This is a genomic window from Candidatus Caldatribacterium saccharofermentans (assembly GCF_050267035.1).
Taxonomy (GTDB): Bacteria; Atribacterota; Atribacteria; order Atribacterales; family Caldatribacteriaceae; genus Caldatribacterium; species Caldatribacterium saccharofermentans.
In genome coordinates, this window is the sequence record NZ_CP187957.1 from 855,383 (window position 1) to 879,360 (window position 23,978).

At 54.0% G+C, this 23,978-nt stretch carries 24 protein-coding genes and 1 CRISPR repeat array; of the genes, 2 read left to right on the top strand and 22 right to left on the bottom strand.

The window, feature by feature from the left end; genetic code table 11:
- Window positions 1-12 precede the first annotated feature (12 nt).
- The 9 genes from ACPT9Q_RS04405 to ACPT9Q_RS04445 all read right to left on the bottom strand — a co-directional run bounded on the left by ACPT9Q_RS04405 (window position 13) and on the right by ACPT9Q_RS04445 (window position 8,687).
- Window positions 13-1,497, bottom strand: coding sequence for a hypothetical protein (locus tag ACPT9Q_RS04405; RefSeq protein WP_427366479.1), 1,485 nt, complete (start codon window positions 1,495-1,497; stop codon window positions 13-15).
- 5 nt (window positions 1,498-1,502) lie between these two features.
- Window positions 1,503-2,702 carry a CRISPR-associated endonuclease Cas3'' gene (locus tag ACPT9Q_RS04410; RefSeq protein WP_427366480.1) on the bottom strand — a complete coding sequence of 400 codons (1,200 nt, stop codon included), beginning with the start codon at window positions 2,700-2,702 and terminating at the stop codon, window positions 1,503-1,505.
- Complete coding sequence (gene cas3 / locus ACPT9Q_RS04415; protein ID WP_427366481.1) at window positions 2,692-4,155, bottom strand: CRISPR-associated helicase Cas3'; 1,464 nt, start codon at window positions 4,153-4,155, stop codon at window positions 2,692-2,694. Before cas3 ends, ACPT9Q_RS04410 begins: the two co-directional genes overlap by 11 nt.
- A gap of 114 nt (window positions 4,156-4,269) precedes the next feature.
- Window positions 4,270-5,025 carry a CRISPR-associated endoribonuclease Cas6 gene (cas6, locus tag ACPT9Q_RS04420; RefSeq protein ID WP_427366483.1) on the bottom strand — a complete coding sequence of 252 codons (756 nt, stop codon included), beginning with the start codon at window positions 5,023-5,025 and terminating at the stop codon, window positions 4,270-4,272.
- Between the two features lie 141 nt (window positions 5,026-5,166).
- A complete protein-coding gene (locus tag ACPT9Q_RS04425; RefSeq protein ID WP_427366484.1) occupies window positions 5,167-5,301 on the bottom strand; it encodes a WYL domain-containing protein in 135 nt (44 codons plus the stop codon).
- Window positions 5,302-5,371: 70 nt separating this feature from the next.
- Entirely contained in the window at window positions 5,372-6,610 is a 1,239-nt protein-coding gene (locus ACPT9Q_RS04430) for an RNA-guided endonuclease InsQ/TnpB family protein (protein WP_427366485.1), read from the bottom strand.
- A gap of 5 nt (window positions 6,611-6,615) precedes the next feature.
- Window positions 6,616-7,017, bottom strand: a complete 402-nt coding sequence (gene tnpA / locus ACPT9Q_RS04435; protein ID WP_427366486.1) for an IS200/IS605 family transposase — start codon at window positions 7,015-7,017, stop codon at window positions 6,616-6,618.
- Window positions 7,018-7,146: 129 nt separating this feature from the next.
- Window positions 7,147-7,455, bottom strand: a complete 309-nt coding sequence (locus tag ACPT9Q_RS04440) for a helix-turn-helix transcriptional regulator (RefSeq protein WP_427366487.1) — start codon at window positions 7,453-7,455, stop codon at window positions 7,147-7,149.
- A gap of 119 nt (window positions 7,456-7,574) precedes the next feature.
- On the bottom strand, window positions 7,575-8,687 hold the full coding sequence (locus ACPT9Q_RS04445) for a DUF362 domain-containing protein (protein ID WP_427366488.1): 1,113 nt from the start codon (window positions 8,685-8,687) through the stop codon (window positions 7,575-7,577).
- A 502-nt stretch (window positions 8,688-9,189) separates the two neighbouring features.
- Between ACPT9Q_RS04445 and ACPT9Q_RS04450 the strand changes: the two genes are divergently transcribed.
- A complete protein-coding gene (locus ACPT9Q_RS04450; RefSeq protein WP_017873988.1) occupies window positions 9,190-9,831 on the top strand; it encodes a 4Fe-4S binding protein in 642 nt (213 codons plus the stop codon).
- Window positions 9,832-9,841: 10 nt separating this feature from the next.
- Entirely contained in the window at window positions 9,842-10,618 is a 777-nt protein-coding gene (locus ACPT9Q_RS04455) for an HAD-IIA family hydrolase (protein WP_017873989.1), read from the top strand.
- Here the strand turns inward: ACPT9Q_RS04455 and ACPT9Q_RS04460 are convergent, their stop codons facing one another.
- The 13 genes from ACPT9Q_RS04460 to ACPT9Q_RS04520 all read right to left on the bottom strand — a co-directional run bounded on the left by ACPT9Q_RS04460 (window position 10,619) and on the right by ACPT9Q_RS04520 (window position 23,772).
- Window positions 10,619-11,659, bottom strand: a complete 1,041-nt coding sequence (locus tag ACPT9Q_RS04460) for a uroporphyrinogen decarboxylase family protein (RefSeq protein ID WP_427366489.1) — start codon at window positions 11,657-11,659, stop codon at window positions 10,619-10,621.
- Between the two features lie 13 nt (window positions 11,660-11,672).
- Window positions 11,673-12,959 (bottom strand): TRAP transporter large permease subunit, encoded by a 1,287-nt coding sequence (locus ACPT9Q_RS04465; protein ID WP_017873991.1) that lies wholly within the window; start codon window positions 12,957-12,959, stop codon window positions 11,673-11,675.
- Between the two features lie 10 nt (window positions 12,960-12,969).
- Window positions 12,970-13,443: a TRAP transporter small permease subunit gene (locus ACPT9Q_RS04470; RefSeq protein ID WP_017873992.1), complete on the bottom strand. Its 474-nt coding sequence runs from the start codon at window positions 13,441-13,443 to the stop codon at window positions 12,970-12,972.
- A gap of 42 nt (window positions 13,444-13,485) precedes the next feature.
- A complete protein-coding gene (locus ACPT9Q_RS04475; RefSeq protein ID WP_427366490.1) occupies window positions 13,486-14,475 on the bottom strand; it encodes a C4-dicarboxylate TRAP transporter substrate-binding protein in 990 nt (329 codons plus the stop codon).
- A gap of 68 nt (window positions 14,476-14,543) precedes the next feature.
- Window positions 14,544-15,233, bottom strand: a complete 690-nt coding sequence (locus tag ACPT9Q_RS04480; RefSeq protein ID WP_427366491.1) for a GntR family transcriptional regulator — start codon at window positions 15,231-15,233, stop codon at window positions 14,544-14,546.
- A 53-nt stretch (window positions 15,234-15,286) separates the two neighbouring features.
- Window positions 15,287-16,120 (bottom strand): SDR family oxidoreductase, encoded by an 834-nt coding sequence (locus ACPT9Q_RS04485; protein ID WP_017873983.1) that lies wholly within the window; start codon window positions 16,118-16,120, stop codon window positions 15,287-15,289.
- A gap of 14 nt (window positions 16,121-16,134) precedes the next feature.
- Window positions 16,135-17,148, bottom strand: a complete 1,014-nt coding sequence (locus ACPT9Q_RS04490) for an alcohol dehydrogenase catalytic domain-containing protein (protein ID WP_017873984.1) — start codon at window positions 17,146-17,148, stop codon at window positions 16,135-16,137.
- 11 nt (window positions 17,149-17,159) lie between these two features.
- The gene (locus tag ACPT9Q_RS04495; protein ID WP_427366492.1) at window positions 17,160-18,434 is read right to left on the bottom strand and encodes a TRAP transporter large permease; all 1,275 of its coding nucleotides are present in this window, start codon (window positions 18,432-18,434) and stop codon (window positions 17,160-17,162) included.
- Window positions 18,431-18,907: a TRAP transporter small permease gene (locus ACPT9Q_RS04500; RefSeq protein ID WP_427366493.1), complete on the bottom strand. Its 477-nt coding sequence runs from the start codon at window positions 18,905-18,907 to the stop codon at window positions 18,431-18,433. The genes ACPT9Q_RS04495 and ACPT9Q_RS04500 overlap by 4 nt, the downstream gene beginning before the upstream one ends.
- Before the next feature lie 78 nt (window positions 18,908-18,985).
- Window positions 18,986-19,963 carry a DctP family TRAP transporter solute-binding subunit gene (locus ACPT9Q_RS04505; RefSeq protein ID WP_017873987.1) on the bottom strand — a complete coding sequence of 326 codons (978 nt, stop codon included), beginning with the start codon at window positions 19,961-19,963 and terminating at the stop codon, window positions 18,986-18,988.
- Window positions 19,964-20,096: 133 nt separating this feature from the next.
- Window positions 20,097-20,790: direct repeats of the CRISPR family, unit length 30 nt; unit sequence GTTTCAATCCCTCATAGGTAGGCTACAAAC.
- Window positions 20,791-21,211: 421 nt separating this feature from the next.
- The gene (locus tag ACPT9Q_RS04510) at window positions 21,212-21,553 is read right to left on the bottom strand and encodes a hypothetical protein (protein ID WP_427366494.1); all 342 of its coding nucleotides are present in this window, start codon (window positions 21,551-21,553) and stop codon (window positions 21,212-21,214) included.
- 79 nt (window positions 21,554-21,632) lie between these two features.
- On the bottom strand, window positions 21,633-22,760 hold the full coding sequence (uxuA, locus tag ACPT9Q_RS04515) for a mannonate dehydratase (protein WP_427366495.1): 1,128 nt from the start codon (window positions 22,758-22,760) through the stop codon (window positions 21,633-21,635).
- 13 nt (window positions 22,761-22,773) lie between these two features.
- Complete coding sequence (locus ACPT9Q_RS04520) at window positions 22,774-23,772, bottom strand: PfkB family carbohydrate kinase (protein WP_017872544.1); 999 nt, start codon at window positions 23,770-23,772, stop codon at window positions 22,774-22,776.
- Between the last annotated feature and the right edge of the window lie 206 nt (window positions 23,773-23,978).

Consider the following 23,978-nt stretch of genomic DNA (forward strand, 5'->3'; position numbering starts at 1 on the left):
CCCTATTGTTGATTATTGACTGGCCCCAGACTGCTCCTCTTCAGTTTTTTGAGCCTCCCCGGTGGCTTCTACGCTTTTTATGCGCGCTCGGCTCAGCACGTCCAGCAGAAAGATAGCCTTCCATGCACGAAAGGTTCTTTCATCCTGCAGTGCTGGTGCCATTCGGCGAAGCTGATCCGCGAGATTGTAGGCCATGGCCAGCGCTTCCCGAATACCCAAACCCTCACCTTGTTCCAGCTGTTCTCTGTAGTAACCTCGTGAGATAATGTGCTCCACCTGTCGAATGAACTGCGAAAAATTGGGAGCATTTTCAAGGCGGGTAAACTGGTTCATCCACCCTTTTTCGCGGAAAGCCAGGGCGCGTGCAAGGGACTCGGCCACTTGCCAAGGTACTTCTGGTAAATTCTCTAAGAGCATGTTTCCCACCTCCTTTATGAGCTCACTCCGATGAAGCAGCTGCCGGACCGCACTGGACCCCGAAATGTTCTGACTCTGCGATGCCGCAAGTATACGAGCCTTGAGCTGCTGGATCTTTACCAATGCTTCCACATTGGGATTCGCTACAAAATCTGCAATCCAGCGGGCTAGCATCTGCATTTGTTCATGAATATTTTTATTGCTTGTACTTTGCAGGAAGGACCGAAGATTTCTCAGGAGGTTGATAGAACCCTGATCGCCTTTCTGAACAACTCTCTCCCACCAATAAATGCACAGTCTTTCAAGACCAAGGTAGCCACTCCCTGAAAAGATAGGTTGATTGTTCGGTCCCTTTACTTCACGGGTATAGGCAAAGTCTGTCACTGGAAGGCGTTTTGCAGTGAGGTCTACAAGAATTGAAAGTGCAGCCCAAATGGCAGCAATCCATCCACCACCAGCATGAGAAAAGTCACGTTTATAATCTAAGAAACCGCTTAGCACGAAACGCTCACGAAAAATGGGCAAAATGTACATTTCATCCCGCTGGCGCTTAGCACGACTGTCTACTTTTGCTGCAAAAGCTCTTCCTAAAGTGGCAGCAGCAACCTCCTGAAAGTTTGTTTTACATTTTTTAAGCGTCTCAGAAGTTGAACGTGGTGCAAGCACTTCGTATTTAGCAAGGGGATCCACACCACGGGTCCCTATCTGAAGAGCTGCATCGTATTCCGCTTTCAGTTCCTGCTTACGCCCTTTGCGTTTCCCTAATTCCTTTTCCTCAAAATACTGAAGGAGCTCTTTCCAGGGAAACTTACTGTCGTTTTTAACTTTAACTTCAAAAAGCTTGCGCTCGGTAGCTGTAGGATTAATGAATTCTACAACCCATAACACTTGTTGCTCATCTCGTCTTGTAACAACTCCTGAAACCTCCCAGTACGCTCCTTTATCCTCCACTTCTGCCGAAGCAGTACCAAAGAAAAGGTGCGCAACACCGATCAGGCGGGCAGCGTCAAAAAAGGGGATGCCGGTTTTGTACACATAAAACACGTTCTTCTTAAGCGTGATTGGCTCCGGTAGCCCCATAACACTCACCCTTTAAGCTCAATTTCTTGATTTCCTGCATCTTCCCAGTCACACACTTTGACCAGGCGGTTAGCAAGGCAATACAGAAAGTACAAATCATCAGTAGGTCCAGGAGGTTCGTCTGCCTTGGATGCCGAACAAATGGCTTTCGATGCTTCAGCAAGGGCACCTTCTAACCTCTTCTTGTCTTCTTCCAGGAGTTCTCCAAGGACCTCCTCTATCAGTTTTCTGAGAAAAGTCTCGGCGCCATTATCCCACTGAAATTGATCACTTGAGAAAGCCCCAGTAACTTCAAGACTATGGTGGCGAGCAGCCGCTAAAGCAACGATATCCCACAAACGGTAATCTCCAACTAAATTCCTAAGCAGTGTCTTGAGAAACGGATAAGCAAAAGGGGCATGAGCAGGTGGTTTCTGTAGTTGCTTTCTAACCTTATCCGAAGCCGAGCTGGTTCGAGCAATAAACGGATCCCAAGTGTCCTTGTTGACAGATCCATTTTGTATGTGCTTCTCGTTCCTCCAGACCACCTCCTGCCACTCTTGATTTAACTTCCCCACATCGTGCAGCAGAGCAGCGAAACGGATGGCCCACAGCACGATCTCGACAAATGCGTTTTTCTTCTTTTCTTCACCATCCCAATGTTCACTCAGAACACTCCCAGCCCATGCTTCCACGAATGGTCGATATAGATTAGCAATGCGTTCCGAGCGCTGCCATACCCCATAGCTGTGTTCCTTCCAAGACTGGAATTGTCCTTCTGTAGACTTTTCTCGCCGTTCTGCCTCAGGTTCCTCCTCAAAACCGGTAGTTTCGCCCTCACCCTCGAAAGTCAAGCCTTCGGTCTGGCTATATCCCGCTTCGCTCCTAAGCAGGATATATGTACGGTTGGGAAGGATTTCTTCCCGTGAACCGACCTTTTGGATAACATTATCTGCCCCGGTTTGTTTTAAAGATTCGAAACCCAACAGCCAGATCTTTTTCCCTTTCGACTTTCCCAAAAAGACACCATAGGGTACCGTCACTGTTTTAAAACGCTTGCCCTGGGCAATCTGCTGCTTTGCACGCTCAATATCGTCAACCACAGCCACCTGTACATTAAGCATTTCCCGTAGTAAGCTCTCCACTTCGGCGGGATAACCCGCACGAAATGCCCGCTCATACGCACCCAGGGCTTCCGATGGAGTTATGGCCCTATCACTCCTCATCGCTTTCCTCCTCTTCAGCCTCCCTTTGCTTGCCTTTATGACGGTTAAAATGACGGTTAAATAGAGTCTCGAAGAATTCTTCGCCTTTCTGAAACTCAACGTCAACAGAACCCTTCAGGAAGGATTGGTAGAGTCGATTCAAGGCTTGCTCAACAAGGTGTCTTTCCTCCTCCCACCGAAGCCTCAGGTCTTTTCCTGCCCTTTGCTCAAGAACCGCTCGGGTGAACTCGATAGCAAAGAATTGTTCGCTAAGCTCTCGTTTTTCCTTGTTGTCTTCTTTACCTACTCTAACAAGTCTTACCTTGTCAGCATACGGAAGATACCAATCATCTCCCGCGGGCTTGACAACCAAAATTTTTCCACAGCTTGCCCGACCGTTTGATGGCCTAAATCGCTGGCAGCGTCCTGCACGCTGGATCAGTGAATCCATCGGACACAGCTCCGTGATGACCAGAGGTGCAGAAATATTTAGCCCGGCCTCCGCTACTTGTGTAGTCACGAGAATCGCTTCTTCGGGGCCAGAATTCTTTCCAAAGAAGCGATGCAACTCGGCTTCAATTTTTTCTCTATGCTCCTTGGTAAACCTTGAATGCGCCAGCAGAACATTCACATTGGGTCTGCTTTTCAGTTCTCGGTACACTTGAAGAGCGCGGTCCACAGTATTCACAAACACAATGATTTTCCTCGAACCGTCTATTCCCAGCTCATTCCACTGATTCCATTTCTCAAAAACGAATTCGGCCAATTCGGTCGGGGTTTTTTCATCCCATTCAAAGGTAATAGCCTGCGCTTCTTTCTTCTTGCCTTTGGCTTTAGAGTTTGCTAGCCTACCCATTAACTCCAGTCTTACCTGCCTCCAACTGTCACGCTCTTGGATGTCCTCGTCCGTCGCCTCCACCTTCTCAAGCCTGCAAAAGTTCTCAAAAAACTCTACTACGGAGGGTGGCAAGGTGGCAGTCATTACGCACGATAGAAGCCCCCATCGTTTTCGCAGATAGAGGGCAGCAAAGAGCAGGTGGAGCCCTTTTTGGGGAGAGAGCAAATGCACTTCGTCAAAAACGGAATAGCTGGTAAGAACTGCTCCTGCCGCAGCATGGCTTAAGTGCGATGCCCAGGAAAGGGGAGCACCTGCAAAGGCAGTAAAATACTGATCAATAGTGGTTACGATAGCCCGTTCAGAGAAGAACCGACTTTCAGGCGCGTCACCGTGATGAACTATCGGTCGAAGTCCTGCTCGTAATTCATTGAACTCCTCCACAACGCCCTTGGTGAGCGCCCGCAAAGGCAGAGCATAGATCAATCGCGTTCCGAGCAGGCCTCCGTTGACAGACGCACGTAGAAAAGGCTCTAAAGCCGCTCTGGTTTTCCCAAGACCAGTCGGCGCTACGACTAACACTGACTGACCAGCTGACAATTTTCGTAAAACCTCATGTTGAAAGTACCTTTGGGTCATTACTTCCCCTCCACAGAAACATTCAAAGTCCGGGCGATCCACTCCCACCCGTATAGCGACAGAACTTCTCCGAAGTAGCATCTCACACCAACCAGCCGGGTGTGCGAGTAGAATTCAGTACTTTTGTCTCTCCTCCACCACTTCGCAGCACCCAAACCCCTGAGAGTTCTTGGCTCCCAGGCCCGCATCAAGCGCCACCGTAAGAAGCTCCGGCTTTCCGGTCAGCCGGTACTTCCCCATCCATCCCTTGATGATTGTGCCCTTGTAGCGGATCACCTTCAGGTCCTGCTCCCTCACCCCCACAGGAGTGATGCTAAAGCCGGCAAGATCTGCCGATTGCCCGAAGACAAGCTGGTACTTTTTGGCCAGGTTCTCTCTAACGAGCTCGGCAAAGCGGGGCTCAAAAGGCGAATAGTAGTACGTGAAGGGTTTTCCGGCATTCTCAAGCGTACTGTAGACAGTCAGAGGCGAGAGCATGCGCACAGTGATACGGTTTTCCGTGACTTCCGTATCCCGCACCTCAACAGACCCCACGGTGAGCCTGTTCTTTCCCAGGTAAACCTGCCCCTGCCGCAAAAACCCCCTTGCCATCTCCTCCACCACCACAAGGAGAGGCGAGCAGACGACCAGCCGGCAGGGAGGGGTGAAGGCAATTTCCCCTTTTTCTCCAAGAACCCTGAATTTCCCCATGAGGCGCGAGAAGGCGAAAAGCTTGAAGCGTCGCTTGCCAAAAGCAAAACCCTGATCGTGCAGGAGACTCCTGAGAGCCGGCTGCTCTATCTGGTGGTAGATGACCGCCTGAAGGAGGTGGTTGTGCTCAAACGGCAGGACGATTTCCCTGCTTCCGGTCAATGTAATAAGAAGCTGCACCTTGCGCCATCCTCCGGTACGCTCCCCAAAAAGGAGGTCCCACGCCCGTCCCCTTCACGGCAAGCTCCCCTTGCATAACCGCCCGCATAAAGAACCGAAAACTTCCACTCCCATTGTACCCGAAGCCGGTGACATTACGTGTCAGTCTGTGTACTGCGACAGGGTTTTTCGAAGTTCTTCCTTCACCGCTTCACGGAGGGAAGGAGGGCTCACGATTTCCGCATGACTCCCATACCCGATAATCCACCTCGTGATTTCCTCGGGATTTGCCTCCACCTCAAAGAGCAGTCCTCCATCCTCAAGCTCGGTGACCTCCTCCCACCCCTGAAGGGGTGGGCTTCCTCTTTCATTGAGGGAAGCTTACGCGAATGTAGGGGCTGCTCCCCAGTATCCGCGCAGCGGCCTCCCTCTCCGGAGGCTTCAGTTCGGGCCGGTCCAGCCCTACGGCCTGTTCAGGGTCCAGGCCAAGCCCCTTTCTCAGAATGACAAGTGCGGCGTTCACATCCCTGTCGCACTTCCATCCGCAGCTGCACTCAATTGCCCTGTCCGAAAGGGAAAGTCGGTGTTCCTTTCCGCAGACGAAACACTCACCGGTGGTGGTCTCCGTCCTGTTCACGGAGATAGCCGTCTCAAGGCTGGCCCTCAACCTTGACTTCAGTCCGCCTATCCCCGAGGAGTGGACCTGCCTGCCGAAGAGTTTCGCCCACCCTTTTACATTATCGTCCTGAAAAACTACCGCATCACACAGTTTTAAAAATGCCAGAACCTTGTTCTGGGCGTCCCTGCGCCTGTTATTCTGTTTTTCGTATTCTTTCCTCAGAAGAAACCGGATTTTCTCCCTGTTCCTGGAACCTTTTTGCGACCTGGCCAGCTTCCTCTGCAAACGTTTTAACCTCGGCGTTTCGCGGACCTCAAAATCTATCTTCAGGCCGTTAGATAACGTCAGCTTTGAATTGACACCGAAATCAATCCCGACTGCACTGCCGATTGGATTTTGGGAACCATGGCTGTTTTTCGGGAGGTAGCACGTCACGTGCAGGTAGTAGCCGCTGGGCTTTTGGACCAGGACGGCGTTCGCTATCTCCGCCTCAGCAGGTATCTGGCACAGGCCCAATGCGCGGAACTTTCCCAGCTTCTGAATCCTCACCCTGTTCCGGGCAAAGTCTAAACTGTATGTCACGCCGTACTGCTTGAGCGGTATCGAATTGACAAACCTTTTGTGTTTCAGTGTTCCGACTTTGTGGCCGTTTTCCTTCAGCTTCTTGAGCGTACGGAAGTTGTCTTTGAGCCGATCCGCTATCTCCTGCTTAATCTGGGAACCCAGAACAGCCAGTTCCCTTTGTTCATAGGTGTCCCCGATCTTGACGTCGACAATGCTTACCTTGTTGGCGGGAATGTTCAGCCGCTCAGCGTCCGATATCAACCAGTTGTACAGCCACTTTGCCTCAAGAAATGCCTTTCTGAGCGCCTCAGTTTTCCTTTTAGAAAGGTTCTGGAGTTTCAGCTCGTACACAACGGGCCTTTGGGCCTTTCTGCGCTGTTTCGTCTTCTGAAGAGTATTTTTTATCCTCTCAGCCCTGGTCATAATAGTTACTTTCCTTTCTGGTCCTCAATGTACTTCCTGATGGTTTCTTCCGATATGTGTCCTACCGACTCACAGTAGTACGAGCGCGTCCACAGGGATGGAAGCCGGCTTTTCAGGGAAGGAAACTCTTTTCTTAACATCCTGGAAGTATAACCTTTCAGTTGGTTGACGATAAAATGAGGGCTGTTGGTAGGGTCGGATTTCACAAATAGATGAATGTGATCCGGCATGACCTTCATCTGAGCAATCTCCACTCCAATTTCCCGGGCTTTTTGGAGCAGCAGTTCCTTCAACCGCTCAGCCACCTCACCTACCAGCACTTTGCGCCGGTACTTAGGGCACCAGATGAGGTGGTAGCCGATGTTATATACTGTTGTAGCTGATCGCTTCCATCGTTTGCCGTTCATGGCATTATTATACCATAAATGTTAGTTTTCTGTGCAATATCTAACAATCCAAGCAAGGATGCCCGCCTTTCATCCACCCTTGAAAGGGTGGGCTTTCCCGGCGGGGGTTCGTAGCGAAGGGCGAGAGCATCATGTCAAGACGTGGCGAGGTATCTCCAAAAGGACTGGGAAAAACCTCTCGAGTTTCTTCCTGAGACTCTGGAAGGCGCTCTCAAGAGGAGTACCGGTAAACTGCCTGAGGACGTTGACGAGGATAAAGAGCGAAAGCACCTCTCCCTCGGTGAGCTCGGGAAAGGGGAAATCCCACGGTTCGGTGAAACAGTACCCACCCCTTTCCCGGTCGAACGCAAGGGGAGCCCCGAAATCGTCACGGAGGAGTTCCAGGTACCGGTATACCGTACGCTTGCTGACTTCAAGCAGTGCGGCAAGGCGTTCCACGCTGGGGAAAGCACCCTTCTGGATCTCCCGGGAAAGGCAGTACAATCTGAAGAGAAGCGAACGCCGTGCCGGAGAAACGTTCTCCCCGAAGACCAGACCCCTCCTCTGTCTTTTTTTTATTATACCTCCTCAAGCACGTACGCTTTGCTCCCTAAGCCGATTTCTTCGGCATAGTCGATCTGCCGCTGCCACAGCGCCGTGGGGTGAACGGCAGAAAGCTTGTCCTCTCCCGGGGGAAGGGGTTTCCCGAGCTTTGAGTTCTCAAGGCCCCAAGCTCTATTGATGAGGTCTGCTGAGGCCTGGTCGATGGCCACGATGTCGGAGGACCCGAGAATCCCGATATCGGGAACGATGCTCGCATCGTGCCAGGGAGCGCAGTCGCAGTCGGGGCTGATATCAAGGAGGAAGTTGAGGAAGGCCACCTTCTCACCCTTCTCCTTCAGGGCCCCAAAGGCGTACTCCACCATCCGTTCCTGGAGGAGTTCACTCTTTGCCGAGAATGCCGCATCAATGGCACCGGTAGGGCAGAAAAGGAGACACTCGGCGCACCCAATGCAGAGTTCCGGTCGCACCTCGGCCTTCCCGTGCTCATTGAGGAAGAGGGCTCCCTGAGGGCAGTGGAGGATGCACCGCCGGCACCCGATGCACTTCTCCTTCCGGATTTCTGGGAGGAAAGTCCCCCCGTGCTGCATCTGCTTCCCCAACCGGGAAGCACAGCCCATGCCGACGTTCTTGATCGCGCCGCCAAGCCCTGCCTCGATATGCCCCTTCACGTGGGTCATCACAAGGAGAAAATCGGCCTCCTGAATGGCCGAAGCGATGGTAACTTTCCGGAAATGCCTGAGGTTGACCTCAACCTCCCGGTGGTCTTTTCCCCGAAGGCCGTCGGCGATGACTAAAGGAGCGGGGACCGCCGGGTACCCGAACCCGTGGAAGAGAGCCGTCTCCAGATGGTCGAAGGCGTTGTGCCTGAAGCCGGTGTAGGGGGTGTTGGTATCGGTGAGGAAGGGTTTACCTCCGAGTTCCCGGACAACCTCGACCACCGCCCGAACGAAAACCGGCCGGATGAAGCCGTGGTTGCCCCGCTCTCCGAAATGGAGCTTCACCGCCACAAGGTCTCCTGAGGAGAGCTTCCCCTCAAGGAGTTTCCTTGCACAGGTTTTCAGACGTCCCAGGACCGTATCGTGTTCGTTTTCTGCCCGCAGGCTAACAAAGTACACTGTCGAAGCCATGATGTGAACCTCCAGGACTCATTATGTTTTTCTCCTCATTATAACTCTACAAGAAACGACGACCACATGAAAGGAGTGCCATGGAGGAAGACCCCTCTGTATCCCTGCTCCTCCGTCTCTCCCCACATTATGGACCAGCCTCTTCACCACCTCAGGGCTGACGGTGCACTCCTGGTTCTTGAGGAGGATGTCCCTCCCTGCTTTCTGGGAGGAGAGCTCTGGGTCCTCTCAAGGACCAGGGCTTTGAAGAAGGGTCAATCCTTTTCTTTTTCCTGAAACTCATTTGCTCATCGAGGAGGTGCGGGGATTCTCTGGCACCTTAGCTTTTTCCTTCCGTTCCTCCACGCTCTCTCCCTGTAGTCCGACAAAATCGATAGCCTCTCATGAAAAGCCGTAAAAAGAGATGGGCGAGCTGTACCGGAATTCCTTCCCGGTTGGCTTGACACCGTTCTATTTAAGTATTAAAGTACCTAAAAATAAAAAGAGAGGAGATGAGGCCCCGATGACACGGAAAGTCATCGAAATCGACGAGGCAAAATGCAATGGATGCGGGCAATGTGTGGCTGCTTGTCACGAAGGGGTTATCGCCCTGGTGAACGGGAAGGCAAAAGTCGTTCGGGAATTCCTTTGCGATGGCCTGGGAAGCTGCATTCCCCAGTGCCCTCAGGGCGCTATTCGCCTGGTGGAAAGACCCGCCGGAGAGTGCCCACACATTTTTGTGGAAACACAGTCTTTTTGGCCCATTCAGCTTGCCCTTGTTACTCCCTTTGCTCCTTTCCCGAAAGACCTGGTCATCGCCGCAGATTGCACCGCTTTTGTCACCCCGAACTTCCACGAGCTCCTTGGGGAGCGCAGGGTGCTCATCGCCTGCCCCAAGCTCGATCCTCCCCGAGGTTATGGAGAAAAACTCGCTGAAATCTTTCGCCGGAATGACATCAACTCCCTTGAGATCCTCCACATGGAAGTTCCCTGCTGTTTTGGCCTTGTGCGGCTTGTGGAGGAGAGCATCGGGATAAGCGGAAAGGTTCTCCCCCTCACTATCACCACCCTCTCAATCCAGGGAAGGGTCATCCGCAAGGTTTCCAAGGTCGCCGGACAAGAAGACCCAAAAGAGAGCTTGCCCGTATCTCAGGCACAGGTATAATGAAGGAGGAATGGGAGAAAACAGCAGGGCGAAAAAGGCCTTTCTCATCGATATGGACGGCGTTCTTCTTTTTGGGGAACGGGCCATCCCGGGAGCGAGGGAGTTCATCGAAAGCCTCAAGGCGGGAGGGTACAAGTTTCTCATCCTCACCAACAACTCCCGGTATACTCCTTTTGACCTCATGCACCGGATGCAGAGAGCAGGAATTGCTGTGGAGGCAAAGGACTTCTACAGTAGCGCTATGGCCACCGCGCATTTTGTGAGTTCCCAGAAACCCCGGGGATCGGCTTTCGTTCTCGGTGGAACGGGCCTCTACCAGGCCCTGATGGAAGTGGGGTATTCCTTCACCGACTACCGTCCTGACTTCGTCATCTTAGGAGAGATGGAATCGTACCCGTACGATGGGATCGTCCGGGCCTGTCAGCTCATCATGGCTGGAGCCTCTTTCATCGCCACCAACCCTGACCCAACAGGTCCCGGGACAAGCGGCATCGTCCCCGCCTGCGGAGCCGTTGCTGCCCTCATTGAGCGGGCAACCGGTGCCACTCCGTATTTTGTCGGAAAACCCAATCCCCTGATCCTCCGCCTTGCCCTCCGGTACCTTGGAGAGCATTCGGAAAACGCCGTGATGATTGGGGACCGGATGGATACCGACATCCGGGTGGGGCTTGAATCAGGCTTAGAAACCATCCTTGTCCTCACCGGAGTCACCAAACGGGAGGACGTCGCCCGCTTCCCCTACAAGCCCCACCGGGTGGTGGAGTCCCTCAAAGAAATCGCGCTGTAGTCACCACATTTCTGCGGCGATTCTCTCGAGCACAGCGATGTTTTCCGCCGGCGTCCCCGGGGAAACTCCCCCTCCGGCAGAGAGGAGGAGCCGGACGTTCCCAGAGTTCTCCGCTTCCTGTAAACAGGCCGAGGCTGCATTCTGAACCTCTTCAGGCGTTCCCTGGGCAAGCACCTCCAGGGGAGGAATGTTCCCCATAAGGCAAACTCTGCCCCCGGTCTTCTCCGCAAGGGCTGTGATGCTAATGGTGTGGCTGAAGTTGAGCACCTGCAATCCTGTGTCCGCAAGAAGATCGGCAAAGGGCAGGATGTTGGCGTCATTATGGTAGACCCGAATTTTGTCAGGGAACGCCTCGAAAATCGCCTGAAGATACGGATGGGCAAACTCCTCGTAGTCTCTCCGGGACAGAAATCCGACCACGTCATCAAGGAGCATAATGCCCTCGCACGCCGGAACGGTGCACACCTGTGCCTTCAGCCAGGCAATGACCGTTTCGGTCGTGATCTCAAGGAGTTTCTTTGTCCTCTCAGGCTCGGTCTTGAGATCAAGAAGGAACTCGGTGAGCCCTCGAAGGTGTGCAGCGGTCACAAGAGGCCCCCGGGCCGCCACCATGCGGATGAATATGCCCTGTTCTCTCAGGACCTCCTGGGCTTTCCGGTACCACCAGAGCACAAAGGGCATGAGACCATCGCGTTCCGGATCAGGAACGGTCAGGGCATCGACCTCGTCAATGCTTCTGAGGACCGGGTTTATGGTCGGCGTGCTCCCCCCGTACCAGTTGATTTTGCACCCAAAGCCTGAGGGCTCAGCCGCCATGCCGTACTCCACCCAGAATCCGGGGAGGAAGACGATGTGGGGATAGGTCTCGTATACCCGGAGGTTAGCCTCAAGCCAGGCATCAAAAGCGAGGTAATAGTCAAAGTGAGAGATGCCCCGCCATCCCGGAATCCAGGGGCTGTCCACGATAAGGGCCACGGAGGGAGAATGCTTCGAATGCCCAGAAACTGCCTCTTTGAACCGGTTCCAGCGTGCCTCGTCCATACCTTTCCTCCTTTCACTTCATCAACCCCACAAGGGCTAAAGAGAGCTGCGGCACAAGAATCAGGACCACTACCAGGGCGAGCAACGCCCCCACGTAAGCCCAGCTTTCCCGGATGCATTCCTCAACTTTTATGCCTCCCAGAGAGCACACCGTGTACATGTTGACACCCACAGGAGGAGTGACCCCACCAATCTGGATGAGGATGGCCATGATGATGCCAAAGTGCACCGGGTCAAACCCTGCAGCCCTGACGATGGGCAGGAAAATGGGAGTGAGAAGCAGTATGTTCACCGTCCCCTCCATGACCATTCCGGCCACGAAAAGGAAGGCTGTGATGGCCAGCATCAAGAGAAAAGGATGGCTGGTGAGGCCAAGGATAAAAGTGGACATCTTCACCGGGACTTTCTCGTACGCCAGGGCGTACATGAGAATGGCCGCCATGGAGACGATGAGCATAATCACAGCGTTGTCCTCAGCAGCATCCCGTATGGCCTCCCAGAATTTCTCCCGGGTGAGTTCCCGGTGGATGAACTTCCCCACAAAGAAAGCGTAGACCACGGCAAAGGCTGCGGCCTCAACCGGAGCAAAAATGCCAAAACGGAGAGTTACAACGAGAAAGAGGGGAAATAGCAGAGCCCAGATAGACTCCCGGAAAGCAGAAAGAACCTCCCGGAAAGAATGTCGCCGTCCCCGCCGCTCGAGATCGTAGCCCCTGTGAACCGCCTTCCAGTGCGTCACCCCCATCATGGTGATACCCATGAGGATGCCGGGGATAATTCCAGCGATGAAGAGTTTGCCCACCGAAACCTGTCCCGCAAAGCCATAGAGCACAAGACCAATACTTGGAGGAATAATGGCCGTACTCAGGGAGCTGCAGGCCAGGACCGCTGCGGAAAACCCATCGGCGTAGCCCCTCTGGCGCATCTCAGGAAGAAGAACGCGGGTCTCCATCGCCGCATCGGCATTGGAGGATCCCGAAACACCCCCCATGAGCATGCTGAGAACACAGCTCACCTGCGCCAGGGCTCCTGGAAGATGCCCCACGAGAACATCAGCAAGGTGAATGAGCCGCCGGGTGATGCCCGAAACGTTCATGAGATGTCCCGCAAGGACGAAGAAAGGAACGGCAAGCAGAGGAAAAGACTGGGTCCCGGCCACAAGTCGCTGGGCCACAATGGGAATGGGAATGCTCGTCTGGGAAAGAAAGTACACCATCCCGGAGATACCGAGCGTGAAGGCAATGGGGACGTTGGCAAGAAGAAGAATGACGAAGGTCAGCGCAGAATACAGCAGTGACATGGTCTCTCCCTCACTTTTTCTGGAGCGCCCGTACCTTCTCCATAATCCGAACCAGAACCGTAAAGCCCATGAGCGCCGTTCCCACCGGGACAGCCGCAACCACCACGGAGTAGCTCAAAAAGAAAAGCTCTTCGAAAACTCTCCTGGTATTCGCCAAAACCATGCGCACTCCGAGAAAAGCAATGATAAGGAGGAAAACCAGGATGAGCACAGCAGTCAGAAGTTCAATGATATCTCGTACGCCCCGGGGCAGGCGGTCCACAAGCGAGCTCATTCCGATGTGGCGGCTCCGGCGCAGGGCCCGGTCAGCACCGATGTAAATGAGCCACACAAAAAGCCCAGAGGCCAGGGCATTCGTCCAGTTGATGGGGTACCCCACATAGCGGAGCACCGCGGAAACGAACACCAGTCCGACAATGACAAGCAGCAAACCCTGGCAGAACGCAACCTCAATCCGGTCAAGGATTTCAAGAGCCCGCTGCACCTTTCACCCCTCCGGAAGGGGCGGCAAAAGCCGCCCCAGTTTTCACTCTTTCCCCAGGAATTCCCGGATTTTTTTGCGAAGCTCCTGGTACCCGAGCTTCTCGTAAACCGCTTCGGCTCGTTTCTTGAAGGGTTCGAGGTCGACATCGCTAATTACAGCCCCTTCAGCGGCCATTTTCGCTTCAAGGTCGTCAAGCGTCTCAAGGAGAAGTGAAGTAGCGTAGTCCCCTGCTTTTTCAGCCTCTTCAAAGAGGATTTTCTGGTATTCCTCAGGAAGCTGGCTGAACCATTTATCCCCCACGACCGGAGCATTCCAGAGCTGGATGTGACCGGTGCGGGTGATGTACTTCGTCACTTCATAAAGTTTGGAACCGTAAGTGGCCGGGTGCTGGGCTTCTGCGCCGTCGATGACCCCCTGCTGCAGTGCTGGATACACTTCAGTCCAGGGGAGTGCCACGGGTGTTGCTCCCAGCGCCCTTATGGTTTCCTGCCACACAGGAGCACCGGGGGTACGAATCTTCAGGCCTTCAAGGTCTTCAGGTTTCTGGATGGGCTTTTTCGTCAGAAAATGGCGGGCCCCGGCGTACCAGTTGAAAGCCAGAACCACAAGACCCTGTTCCTTGCGGAGTTTCTCAAACCATTCCTTCGGAAGGTCGGACTTCAAAAGCTTCTGCATTTCCTCGACGCTGTCCACAAGGTAAGGACAGAGGAGAATACCAATTTCCGGAACCCACACACCCAGCCGTCCTGCATCGGTGTTGACGCAAACTCCTGCTCCAAGCACTGCCTGCTCAAGCATTTCCTCATCTCGTCCTAAGACACCTCCGGGGTAGAGCTCTACTTTGACTTTGCCGTTGGTGCGAGCCTCAACCCCTTCTTTGAACTTCTCATAGCCCTTGTAGATGGTGTCATCCTGGGTAATGACCATGGAAACCTTGAGCTCATAGGTCTTCTCCGCAGCGACCACAGAACCGACCAGGCTGAAAAGAAGGAGCACTCCCACAAAAACCCCAAAGGCTAAACGACGTCGCATGTCTCCACCTCCTCAGGAGGATTTCAAAGGAATTCTCCTCGTAAGAGTTAAAAAGCGTATCCCCTTTCTCACCCCCTCTGCCGGAAGTACTCAGGGTATTCCTCGCGCAAGCGTTCAAAATCCGGGTCATTCTGCGGCAGGTGTTCGTCAAGGATTGCTTCAACCCGTCCAGGATCGCGGTCAAAGATTACCCCGGCGATCTTCCGGTGCTGCTCCACTACCTCTCCAACCCGAATCCCCAGAGAGAGTTTGAGGACCCGGATTCGTCGGAAGTCCGCATTGATCTGGCAGATGAGGTCCCAGATACGCTCCTTTTTACACCCCCGGTAAATGAGGCGATGGAATTCCTCGTCTAACTCGAAAAGGCGGAGGAAGTTCTTCTCCTCAAGACACACCTCCTGGAGGGCAAGGTTTGAGCGAAGCTCGAAGGCGAGTTCCGAAGGGAATGCCTCGCAGGCCAGGCGAAGAACAGCCTTTTCCAGGGTCCGGCGCATGAAGCGGGCTTCGTCCACCCGCTCAAGGTCGATGAGGGAAACCACCGTTCCCCGCTGGGGAAAGGTCTCAAGAAGGCCCTCCTGAGCAAGCCGGATGAAGGCCTCCCGGACTGGGGTTCGGCTCACGGAGAACTTCTCGGCAATTTCCTGTTCCGTAATGCTCTGGCCAGGTTTCAAGTGGAGCAGGATGATGTTCTTTTTCAACGCCTCGTACACATATTCACGAGCAGAAGACCCCCTGCGGGGTACAGAAAGGAGTTCCACACTCTCCCTCCTCTTTGTTGTATACTACCATGCACACATACTCATGTCAACCGTCACACGCCAGCGTACGCCAGGAATCCTCCATCCACGGGAATAACAGCACCGGTAACAAAACCGGAAGCCTCGTCGTCACAGAGCCACAGGAGCGTTCCCAGGAGCTCTTCCGGTTTCCCGAGTCTCCCCATGGGGGTGTGGGCGAGAATCTTCTGCGCCCGGGGAGTCAGCGACCCGTCTTCAGCCACAAGGAGGCGGTAATTCTGCTGGGTGAGGAAAAAGCCTGGAGCAATGGCATTGACCCGAACCCCTGTCTTCCCCAGGTATACGGCGAGCCACTGGGTGAAATTCGCCACTGCGGCTTTCGCTGCGGCATAGGCCGGAACCCTGGTGATGGCCCGAAAAGAGGCCATGGAAGCAATGTTGATGATGACCCCCCTGCCTTTCCGGACCATGTCCTTTCCAAAGACCTGAGTGGGGATAACAGTTCCGAGGAGATTGAGGTCGAAAACAAAGCGAAATCCTTCAGGGTCAAGATCAAAGAAAGTTGTCTCTCCCTGTGCAAGGTCAGCAGGCTCGAAAAACTCTTTCGGGAGCGTTCCCCTGGGGTGATTCCCTCCCGCCCCGTTGATGAGGATGTCGCACACCCCGAGAACTTCCCGAACCTTCGAAGCCGCCTGGAGGACACTGTCCCGGTCAAGGACATTGCACTCCACAGCCTGGGCCACTCCACCGGCTCCCCGGATTTCCTCGGCCACCTTTTGAGCGGCTGCGAAATTCAGGTCCAGAACTGCCACTTTCGCTCCATGGGCGGCCAGTGCCTTCGAAAAGGCACTGCAGAGCACCCCACCGCCACCGGTGACCACCGCAACCTTTCCGGTAAAATCGAACATCCTCTCACCTCCGCTTACATTGTGAGCACAACCTTGCACGTTGCTTCAGGGTAATGCTCAAGGAGTGCAAAGGCTCTGTGCACCTCCAAAAGGGGAAAGACGTGGCTGATGAGCTTTCGGGAGTGAAGCTGTTTCTTTTCAAAAAGCTCCACCACTCGGGGGAACTTGTGCGCCTGAAGCCTCGACCCCACAATGGTGAGTTCCCGCAAGGTCACCAGGGCCTGAGGAATAGCAGAGGGAGTCGTATGGAACCCCAGAACAACAACCCTCCCGGCCCGGGAAACGAGTCGAACTGCCCGCTCGAAGGTCTCGGGAAGACCCACGGCATCGATGACCACGTTAGCACCATCCGGGAAGTGGTGCAGTACTTCGTCTTCGAGACTTGAAGCCTTTGTATTGACGACGAATGCCGCACCGAGTTCTCTGGCTCGCTCCAGGCGTTCCGGGATGATGTCGGCCACTCCGCACAAAGCCCCAATAAGACTCAGGTACGCAAGGATGCACAAACCTATCGGTCCTGCTCCAAGGATCAGGACCCTGTCTCCCTCCTGCACCATTCCCCGATCGGCCACCTGCGCAGCAATGGTGAAAGGCTCAATGAGTGCGGCTTCTTCCCAGGAGAGATCTCCCGAAAAGGGATGGAGATTCCTCTCCGGGACCACCACATATTCCTGAAATCCCCCATCTCTGTGTACCCCCAGGACTTCAAGGCGCTCGCACACATTGGGTCGACCAGTACGGCAGGGGTAACATTGCCCGCAGTACATTATGGGCTCCACGACCACACGGTCACCTCGTTTCACCCTCGTGACTTTCCGGCCGATTTCCACAACCTCTCCCACAAACTCATGCCCGATGACCCGGGGATACGTGGCCACCGGGGAGGTTCCGTGGTAGATGTGGAGGTCTGAGCCACAGATTCCCCCTGCCCGCACCCGCACAAGAACCCCGTCTTCTTGCTCGAGACGGGGAACCTCCCGCTCTTCCACCGTAAGCACCCCTGGCCGGGGCACCACCACGGCCTTCATCCTCTCACCTCCTAACGCAAAAGACCCGGCAGCGCCAGACTCAGTGGAGGGCAGTAGCTCACAAGGAACAATACCGCAAGAAGGACGAGGAAGAAAGGGACGTTGGCCCTCACCAGGTCTCCCAGGGAAATTCTGGCGATGTTTGCCGCCACGAAAAGGCACACTCCCACCGGAGGTGTGGTCAAACCGATGATGAGATTCAAAACCACCATGACGGCAAAATGAATGGGGTCCATGCCAATCTTCATGGCTACGGGAAGAAGAACCGGGACAAAAATCACAAGCGCCGCCACCGTCTCCATGAAACAACCTACAAAGAGGAGAATGGCGTTAATGAGGAGGATAACCACAAAGGGATTGGTAGAAATGCTCAGAATCCCCTGAGCTACAAGCTGGGGAATTCTCTCGGTGGTGATAATCCAGGCAAAAAGGCGGGCCAGACCCACAAGCACCATTACCGAAGTCGTCATCCGGACCGACTCTACGACAATCCTGGGGATATCGCCGGGTTTGAGCTCCCGGTACACCAGAGTCCCCACAAGAAGAGCATACACCACGGCCACAACTGAAGCTTCGGTGGGCGTGAAAATCCCCCCAAGAATGCCCACAAGAATAAGGACAACCATTCCCAGAGCCCAGGAAGCGTCAAGAAACGTCCTGAAGACGGCCCGAAGGGAAAGTCGTTCCTCTTTCGGATAGTTCCTTTTCACCGAGAGGTAGTAGGTGATGGCCATAAGGGAAAATCCAAGAATCACTCCAGGGATGGCCCCGGCCAGGAAAAGACGCGTGACGGATAGCCCCGTGAGGGTCCCCACGATAATCATGGGAACGCTTGGAGGGATGATAGGACCAACGGTGGAAGACGAGGCTGTAACTGCCGCGGAAAAGTCGGCATCGTACCCTTCTTCCTTCATCGCCGGGATGAGAATTGCCCCGATGCTCGCGGTATCAGCAAGTGCCGTTCCCGATATTCCGGCAAAAATCATGGAGGCCGCCACATTGGCCAGAGCCAGTCCCCCGCGAATATGCCCCACAATGGCGTTGGAGAAATTGATGATACGCCGTGTTATCCCCGCCGTATTCATGAGATTCCCTGCCACGATGAAAGCAGGGATGCAGAGAAGGACAAAGGAATCAATTCCCGAGTACATCTTCTGTGGAATGATGCTTAGAGGAATGCCTTTAACGAGGAGGTAGAATAGCGAAGAAACCCCCAGAGAAAAGGCCACGGGGAACCCCAAAAGCAAAAGGACCACAAAGGAGAGAAAGAGCAAAAGCGCCATCACCTGGCATCACTCCTCTTTCTGAAAACAAGAACCCCTTGTCGAAAAGCGTAAAGGGCAAGAAAAAAGGAAACGACAACCATGCTGGCATAGGCGAAGACCATGGGAATACGCATGGTTGGCGACATCTGCAAAAGCCCAAGCCGGGCAAACTGGAGGCTGTACCAGAAAACCACAAGGAAGAACCCTCCTGTGATGAAGCTGAAGGCGGCCTGAAAGCCCCTTGCCGCTTTCTCGGGAAAACGGCGGATCAGGAAATCGACGCTCACAAACTCCCCTCGCTTCAGTGCGCAGGGAGCTCCAAGAGCCACGGCCCATACAAAGAGGAACCTCGAGGTCTCCTCAGTCCAGGAGAACACGATGAAGGGGAGGAAAAACCTTGTGATAACGCTCAGCATCACCACGCCAACGAGTGCCATAAAGGCCACCATCATTCCTGTGGCCAGAATCGCCTCGAGAGGATCCCGCTTTTCCATTGCACTCCCTCCAAAAAAGAAAGCCCCGGCAGGAAACTGCCGAGGCTTCCCACGTGCCATCCCCCACCACCCGGATTCCTACTCAAGCTCCTGGATGCGCCTGTAGAGGGCTGCCTGCTCAGGGGTGAGAACCTTTTCTACGGCCTCAGACATAATCTTCCGGAAGGCCTCCTTATCCACCTCAGAGTTGATAACCATGCCCTTTTCGACGAGCTTCTGCTTAAACGTGGGGATTTCCTGCCAGAAGAGGAGATCCGCATACTGCTGGGCTTCCCGGGCTGCTTCGAGAACAGCATCCTGGAGATTTTTGGGAAGGGATTCAAACTGCTTTTTCCCCAGAACCACCCAGACCCAGCCGATGACATGCTCGGTCTCGTTCACGTACTTCTGAACCTCGTAGAAACTGGCGTTGTAGATGAGGTCGTAAGGGTTTTCCTGGGCGTCAATAACTCCCTGCTGCAGGGCAGTGAAGACCTCGCTGAAGGCCATAACCTGTGGGCTTGCCCCTACCGCCTTCCAGGCCTCTACAAAGAGCGGAACGTTGGGCAGACGAAGCCGGAGCCCCCGTACATCTTCTGGTTTGTGGATGGGTTTGTTGGAGGTGAGATTCCGCGGTGCCCGGATGTGGTAGTAGAGGGGAATCACGCCGACTTTCTCAATGATTTCCTGGCGAATCTCATGGCCAATGTCACTATTTATGGCCTTCACCATGTGGTCGATGGATTTAAAGGCATAGGGTGCAGCAATGAGCGCGGCCTTGGGTGCCCAGTTCTGCATGGATTCTCCAGAAATGGTGAGGTCTGCGGTACCAGCCTGAATCATGGTGAGGACCTCGATTTCCTTCCCCAGCTGTTCATTGGGGTAAATCACAATCTCGATTTCGCCGTTCGTCTTTTCCTTCACGAGTTCAGCGAATTTTACCGCAGTGCGGTGCCACATGTGTTCCTCGTTCACCAGATGTCCGAACTTCCAGACGATTTTGGCCTCCGCACCGAGGAGACACACCCCAAAAACCCCAAGGAGCACCACGAGGAAGATAAGGGAAAAACGGCGCATACTCTTACCTCCCCTCTTTTGTATGCTACCATGTTAGCATTCTTTAAAGGAGGCGTCAAGAAGCAACTTCCATATACCGCGAGAAAAGAAGAGATTCGGGGAGGGACAAGACAAGAAGACGAAAAGGAAAGCACGTTGAATCCCTCATAGGTAGGCTACAAACCCTCGCTGTTCTGGCGCTTGTGACCATCAGCGAGCTGTTTCAATCCCTCATAGGTAGGCTACAAACGAAATATGAGCGAGCCGTAGTGGCGAAGGCGCCCGGGTTTCAATCCCTCATAGGTAGGCTACAAACGGGAAGTGAGCGATGTTTAGCTCTGCGCAGGAAATCCGTTTCAATCCCTCATAGGTAGGCTACAAACACGCGATGCTGAGGTCGGTCTACGACACCGACAACGAGTTTCAATCCCTCATAGGTAGGCTACAAACTTGATCCTGAGAACCCAGCAGCGAACGTGAGAAGCTTGTTTCAATCCCTCATAGGTAGGCTACAAACCCTTGCTTCCAAGGTTTGATTCAAGGACAAAAAGTAGTTTCAATCCCTCATAGGTAGGCTACAAACAGTTGTACGAATTCGTCTACAAGTACATTGTGGAAGGTTTCAATCCCTCATAGGTAGGCTACAAACCAATTTGCGAGCGAGCCAGGACTGTTGAGAAAACCATGTTTCAATCCCTCATAGGTAGGCTACAAACGATTCGCCCCCAGCAATAAGCATCGTATGCAACTCCGTTTCAATCCCTCATAGGTAGGCTACAAACAGCTGCTTGGGAGGATTATGTGGCTCGAGGGGGTGGGTTTCAATCCCTCATAGGTAGGCTACAAACCCGTTTTGTGGGCTTTAAATAAGGATTTCTGAAAAGACCACGTTCACCTGTCAAGGTACGCTTTATGTTAATGAAAGCACAAGTTTTCCCCTCTGTCAAGCGGGTTAGAGGGTTTTTTTTGAAGTGTCGTCGATCTCCGGGGGTTTTTGCACCACCGGAGGTCGACGACATTGTCCTCTGTACCGGTCAGGGGCCAAGCAAAAGGCTGGGAAAAGCAGAAAGAGTCCTCCAGAAACGGGGTTACGTGGGGCCCCTTCATGTCCATCAGGACCATCCTGAGAAAGGGCGCAGGAGGCCACAGAAAGCTCCTCTCCTGAGCACAAAACAGAGAATCTGGAGGAAGAACGGGAAGGGGAAAAGCACAACGTCAGAACCCGGGGTGGATCTTCCACCCCGGCGCCTTCTCACCTCACATTATATATTACCACCAGGAGAAGTTCAGTGTTGTCACCGGGCTAACCATGGTGACGACTTCAATGTGACTGAACTGACCGAATTCGTCGACAATCTGCACGCTCACCTGCTGGCCGCAGGGATACTGACCCACCTGTGCTACACCCATGGGATCCAGGTATACACCCGTGTTCATCCCGTTCACCCAGACGTATCCCCACACGTATGGAGAAGTCGACTGAACCCGAAGCGTGCACATCGCTGGCTGAACTGGACCAGGCGGCTGAGTTCCACCTGTTCCACCGCACCCTGTGGCCACCAGAGCGGATACTACCAGGAGAGTCAGAATCAGGGGTAAAATCCTTCGCATCCTCGCCCCTCCTTTCGTTAAGGATGATTCATTATACCATTTCCCATTCGAAGGGTCAAACAAAAACCGGCACCCCGGCTCACGGATTCCCGGAAGAGGCCACCATGAACTCCTCCCTGCTTCGAGAGACCTCCCCACGCATTCGCTCCACCCCCTCCCAAAGCCCCAGAAGATAGGCAATGCCCAGGGCCCGGTCATAGAGGCCGTATCCCGGACGCCCCTCCTCCCCCCAGATCATCCGTCCGTGGTCCGGTCGCATATAGCCGCTGTATCCAATTTCCACTAAGGCCTCCACAATGGCGAACATATCCAGAGATCCGCAGAAGGAGGGATGGGCGACCTCGTGGAACGACCGATCCCCAGTTCTCTTCAGGTTCCTGAGGTGCACGAAATGCAGCCGGCCCATCCTCCCAAAGGTCCGAATCATGTCAGGGATGTCATTGTTTTCGAGAACCCCGAGGGACCCGGTGCAGAGGGCAAGGCCATTCGCCAGACTGTCCACAGCTTCAAGCAGGCGCAGAATCTGCTTTTTGCTGGTCACAATTCTGGGAAGTCCAAAAACACTGAATGGGGGGTCATCGGGATGGATGGCAAGGAAAATCCCAAGCTCCTCACACAGCGGAACAACCGCTTTCAGAAAGTCCACGAGATTCGCAAAGAGTCTTTCCTCGTCCATACTCTCGTAGAGCGCGAAAAGGCGTTCAATCTCTTCCAGGCGTTCCCACTCCCAGCCGGGGAGGGCAAAGGAACGGCCATCACGCTTCATCCGGTCGATGATTTCCCGGGGCGAAAGACCGGCAAGCACCCGATGGTCGTACGCCATGGTTTTCGAGCCGTCGGGAAGCACTTTCCAGAGGTCCGTCCGCACCCAGTCGAACATGGGCATGAAGTTGTAGACCACTACCCGAACTCCCGCCTCTGCAAGATGCTGGAGTGTTGTCCTGTAGTTCTCAATGTACCGGTCCTTAGACGGCAGGCCGAGCTTGATGTCCTCATGGACATTGACGCTCTCCACAACCTCAAAGGTGAGACCGTGCCGTTCTATGGTCTTTTTGAGGGCAAGAATTCGTTCTTTCGGCCAGACCTCCCCTGTGGGCACATCAATGAGCATGCTGACGATACCCTCAACTCCCGGAATCTGGCGGATGTACTCAAGAGGAACTGGATCGTGCCCTTCGCCAAACCAGCGAAAAACCACCTTCCACATTGCTGCCCACCTCCTATCGCCTGGTCACAGGGGAGAACATTCCCAGGGCAAGATGCTGGATTTCTTCGAAGCTCAGAACGCCGAAGTCCCCGGGAACGGTGTGTTTGAGACAGTACGCGGCAACGGCGAACTCAAGGCACTCTCCGGGAGGAAACCCCCGGAGCATTCCGAATATCAGCCCTCCGGTGAAGCAGTCCCCGGCACCGATGCTCTCAACAACGGCCACTTCGTACATTCGCGAAAACCAGGTGGTTTCCCCGCTGGAGAGCATGGCGCCAATTCGACTCAGATGCGCAAGACTCCCCTCCCGAAAGGTCAGGGCAACGGTCTTCACGCCGAAACGCTCGTGGAGTTCCCGGGCAAGGCGAGGAAGGTACTCCCGTCGCTCCCCATTACAGGAAAAACCAAAGACCTCCCTCACCTGGTGTTCGTTGCCCACGAAAACATCAACATACGGCATCAGGGGAGAGAGGGTGGCTCTTGCCGTTTCCGGACCCCAGAGCGTTTCCCGGTAATTCAGGTCAAAACTCACAGTCACGCCAAGTTTTCTGGCCGTACGGAAAGCCTCTTCGAGGACCCCAGGCAGTTCTCCTCCCAAAGCGGGAGTAATCCCTGAGGAATGCAGCCACGAGGCTCCTTCAAGAATGCTTTCCCAGGAGAATTCTCCTCTCTTGGCACAGGCAAAGCTTGAATGCTTCCGGTCATAGATGACCCTTCCAGGACGCTGCGAGACCCCGCGCTCGAAAAAGTACATACCAATCCGCTCGCCACCCCGCACGATGTACTCTGTGCCCACGCCAAAACGGCGGAGATGCCAGAGCGCCGCATCCCCAAGGGGATTCAGGGGGAGCCTGGTCACAAGAGACGCTGGAATGCCCATCTGAGCGAGGAAGGCGCACACATTGGCCTCAGCACCACCATAGGTGACCTCAAAGGTCTCGGCCTGGACAATACGGGTAAATCCTGGAGGAGTGAGGCGAAGGAGAACCTCTCCAAAGGCGATAACACGCATGCGGAACCAGCTCCTTTCTTATTGTATGCTACCATACTAAAATACCTAAAACAAGGGGAGGACGAGGCACGCTCCGGAAGGCCAGAGAAACCTGATTTCTTCGGTCACCGGATGCTTTCCAAAATTTTTTAAAAAATTCCTCCCCCACCCCCTTGACAGGTGAGGGAAACCCTCTATAATTACTTCCTGGAGTTCAGAAAAAGGTT

Bases quoted from the DNA above. Each gene is read 5' to 3' on its own strand.
- ACPT9Q_RS04405 (WP_427366479.1), bottom strand. From the start codon at position 1,497: ATGGGGCTACCGGAGCCAATCACGCTTAAGAAGAACGTGTTTTATGTG.
- ACPT9Q_RS04410 (WP_427366480.1), bottom strand. From the start codon at position 2,702: ATGAGGAGTGATAGGGCCATAACTCCATCGGAAGCCCTGGGTGCGTAT.
- cas3 (WP_427366481.1), bottom strand. From the start codon at position 4,155: ATGACCCAAAGGTACTTTCAACATGAGGTTTTACGAAAATTGTCAGCT.
- ACPT9Q_RS04430 (WP_427366485.1), bottom strand. From the start codon at position 6,610: ATGACCAGGGCTGAGAGGATAAAAAATACTCTTCAGAAGACGAAACAG.
- tnpA (WP_427366486.1), bottom strand. From the start codon at position 7,017: ATGAACGGCAAACGATGGAAGCGATCAGCTACAACAGTATATAACATC.
- ACPT9Q_RS04445 (WP_427366488.1), bottom strand. From the start codon at position 8,687: ATGGCTTCGACAGTGTACTTTGTTAGCCTGCGGGCAGAAAACGAACAC.
- ACPT9Q_RS04450 (WP_017873988.1), top strand. From the start codon at position 9,190: ATGACACGGAAAGTCATCGAAATCGACGAGGCAAAATGCAATGGATGC.
- ACPT9Q_RS04455 (WP_017873989.1), top strand. From the start codon at position 9,842: ATGGGAGAAAACAGCAGGGCGAAAAAGGCCTTTCTCATCGATATGGAC.
- ACPT9Q_RS04460 (WP_427366489.1), bottom strand. From the start codon at position 11,659: ATGGACGAGGCACGCTGGAACCGGTTCAAAGAGGCAGTTTCTGGGCAT.
- ACPT9Q_RS04465 (WP_017873991.1), bottom strand. From the start codon at position 12,959: ATGTCACTGCTGTATTCTGCGCTGACCTTCGTCATTCTTCTTCTTGCC.
- ACPT9Q_RS04475 (WP_427366490.1), bottom strand. From the start codon at position 14,475: ATGCGACGTCGTTTAGCCTTTGGGGTTTTTGTGGGAGTGCTCCTTCTT.
- ACPT9Q_RS04485 (WP_017873983.1), bottom strand. From the start codon at position 16,120: ATGTTCGATTTTACCGGAAAGGTTGCGGTGGTCACCGGTGGCGGTGGG.
- ACPT9Q_RS04490 (WP_017873984.1), bottom strand. From the start codon at position 17,148: ATGAAGGCCGTGGTGGTGCCCCGGCCAGGGGTGCTTACGGTGGAAGAG.
- ACPT9Q_RS04500 (WP_427366493.1), bottom strand. From the start codon at position 18,907: ATGGAAAAGCGGGATCCTCTCGAGGCGATTCTGGCCACAGGAATGATG.
- ACPT9Q_RS04505 (WP_017873987.1), bottom strand. From the start codon at position 19,963: ATGCGCCGTTTTTCCCTTATCTTCCTCGTGGTGCTCCTTGGGGTTTTT.
- ACPT9Q_RS04510 (WP_427366494.1), bottom strand. From the start codon at position 21,553: ATGCGAAGGATTTTACCCCTGATTCTGACTCTCCTGGTAGTATCCGCT.
- uxuA (WP_427366495.1), bottom strand. From the start codon at position 22,760: ATGTGGAAGGTGGTTTTTCGCTGGTTTGGCGAAGGGCACGATCCAGTT.
- ACPT9Q_RS04520 (WP_017872544.1), bottom strand. From the start codon at position 23,772: ATGCGTGTTATCGCCTTTGGAGAGGTTCTCCTTCGCCTCACTCCTCCA.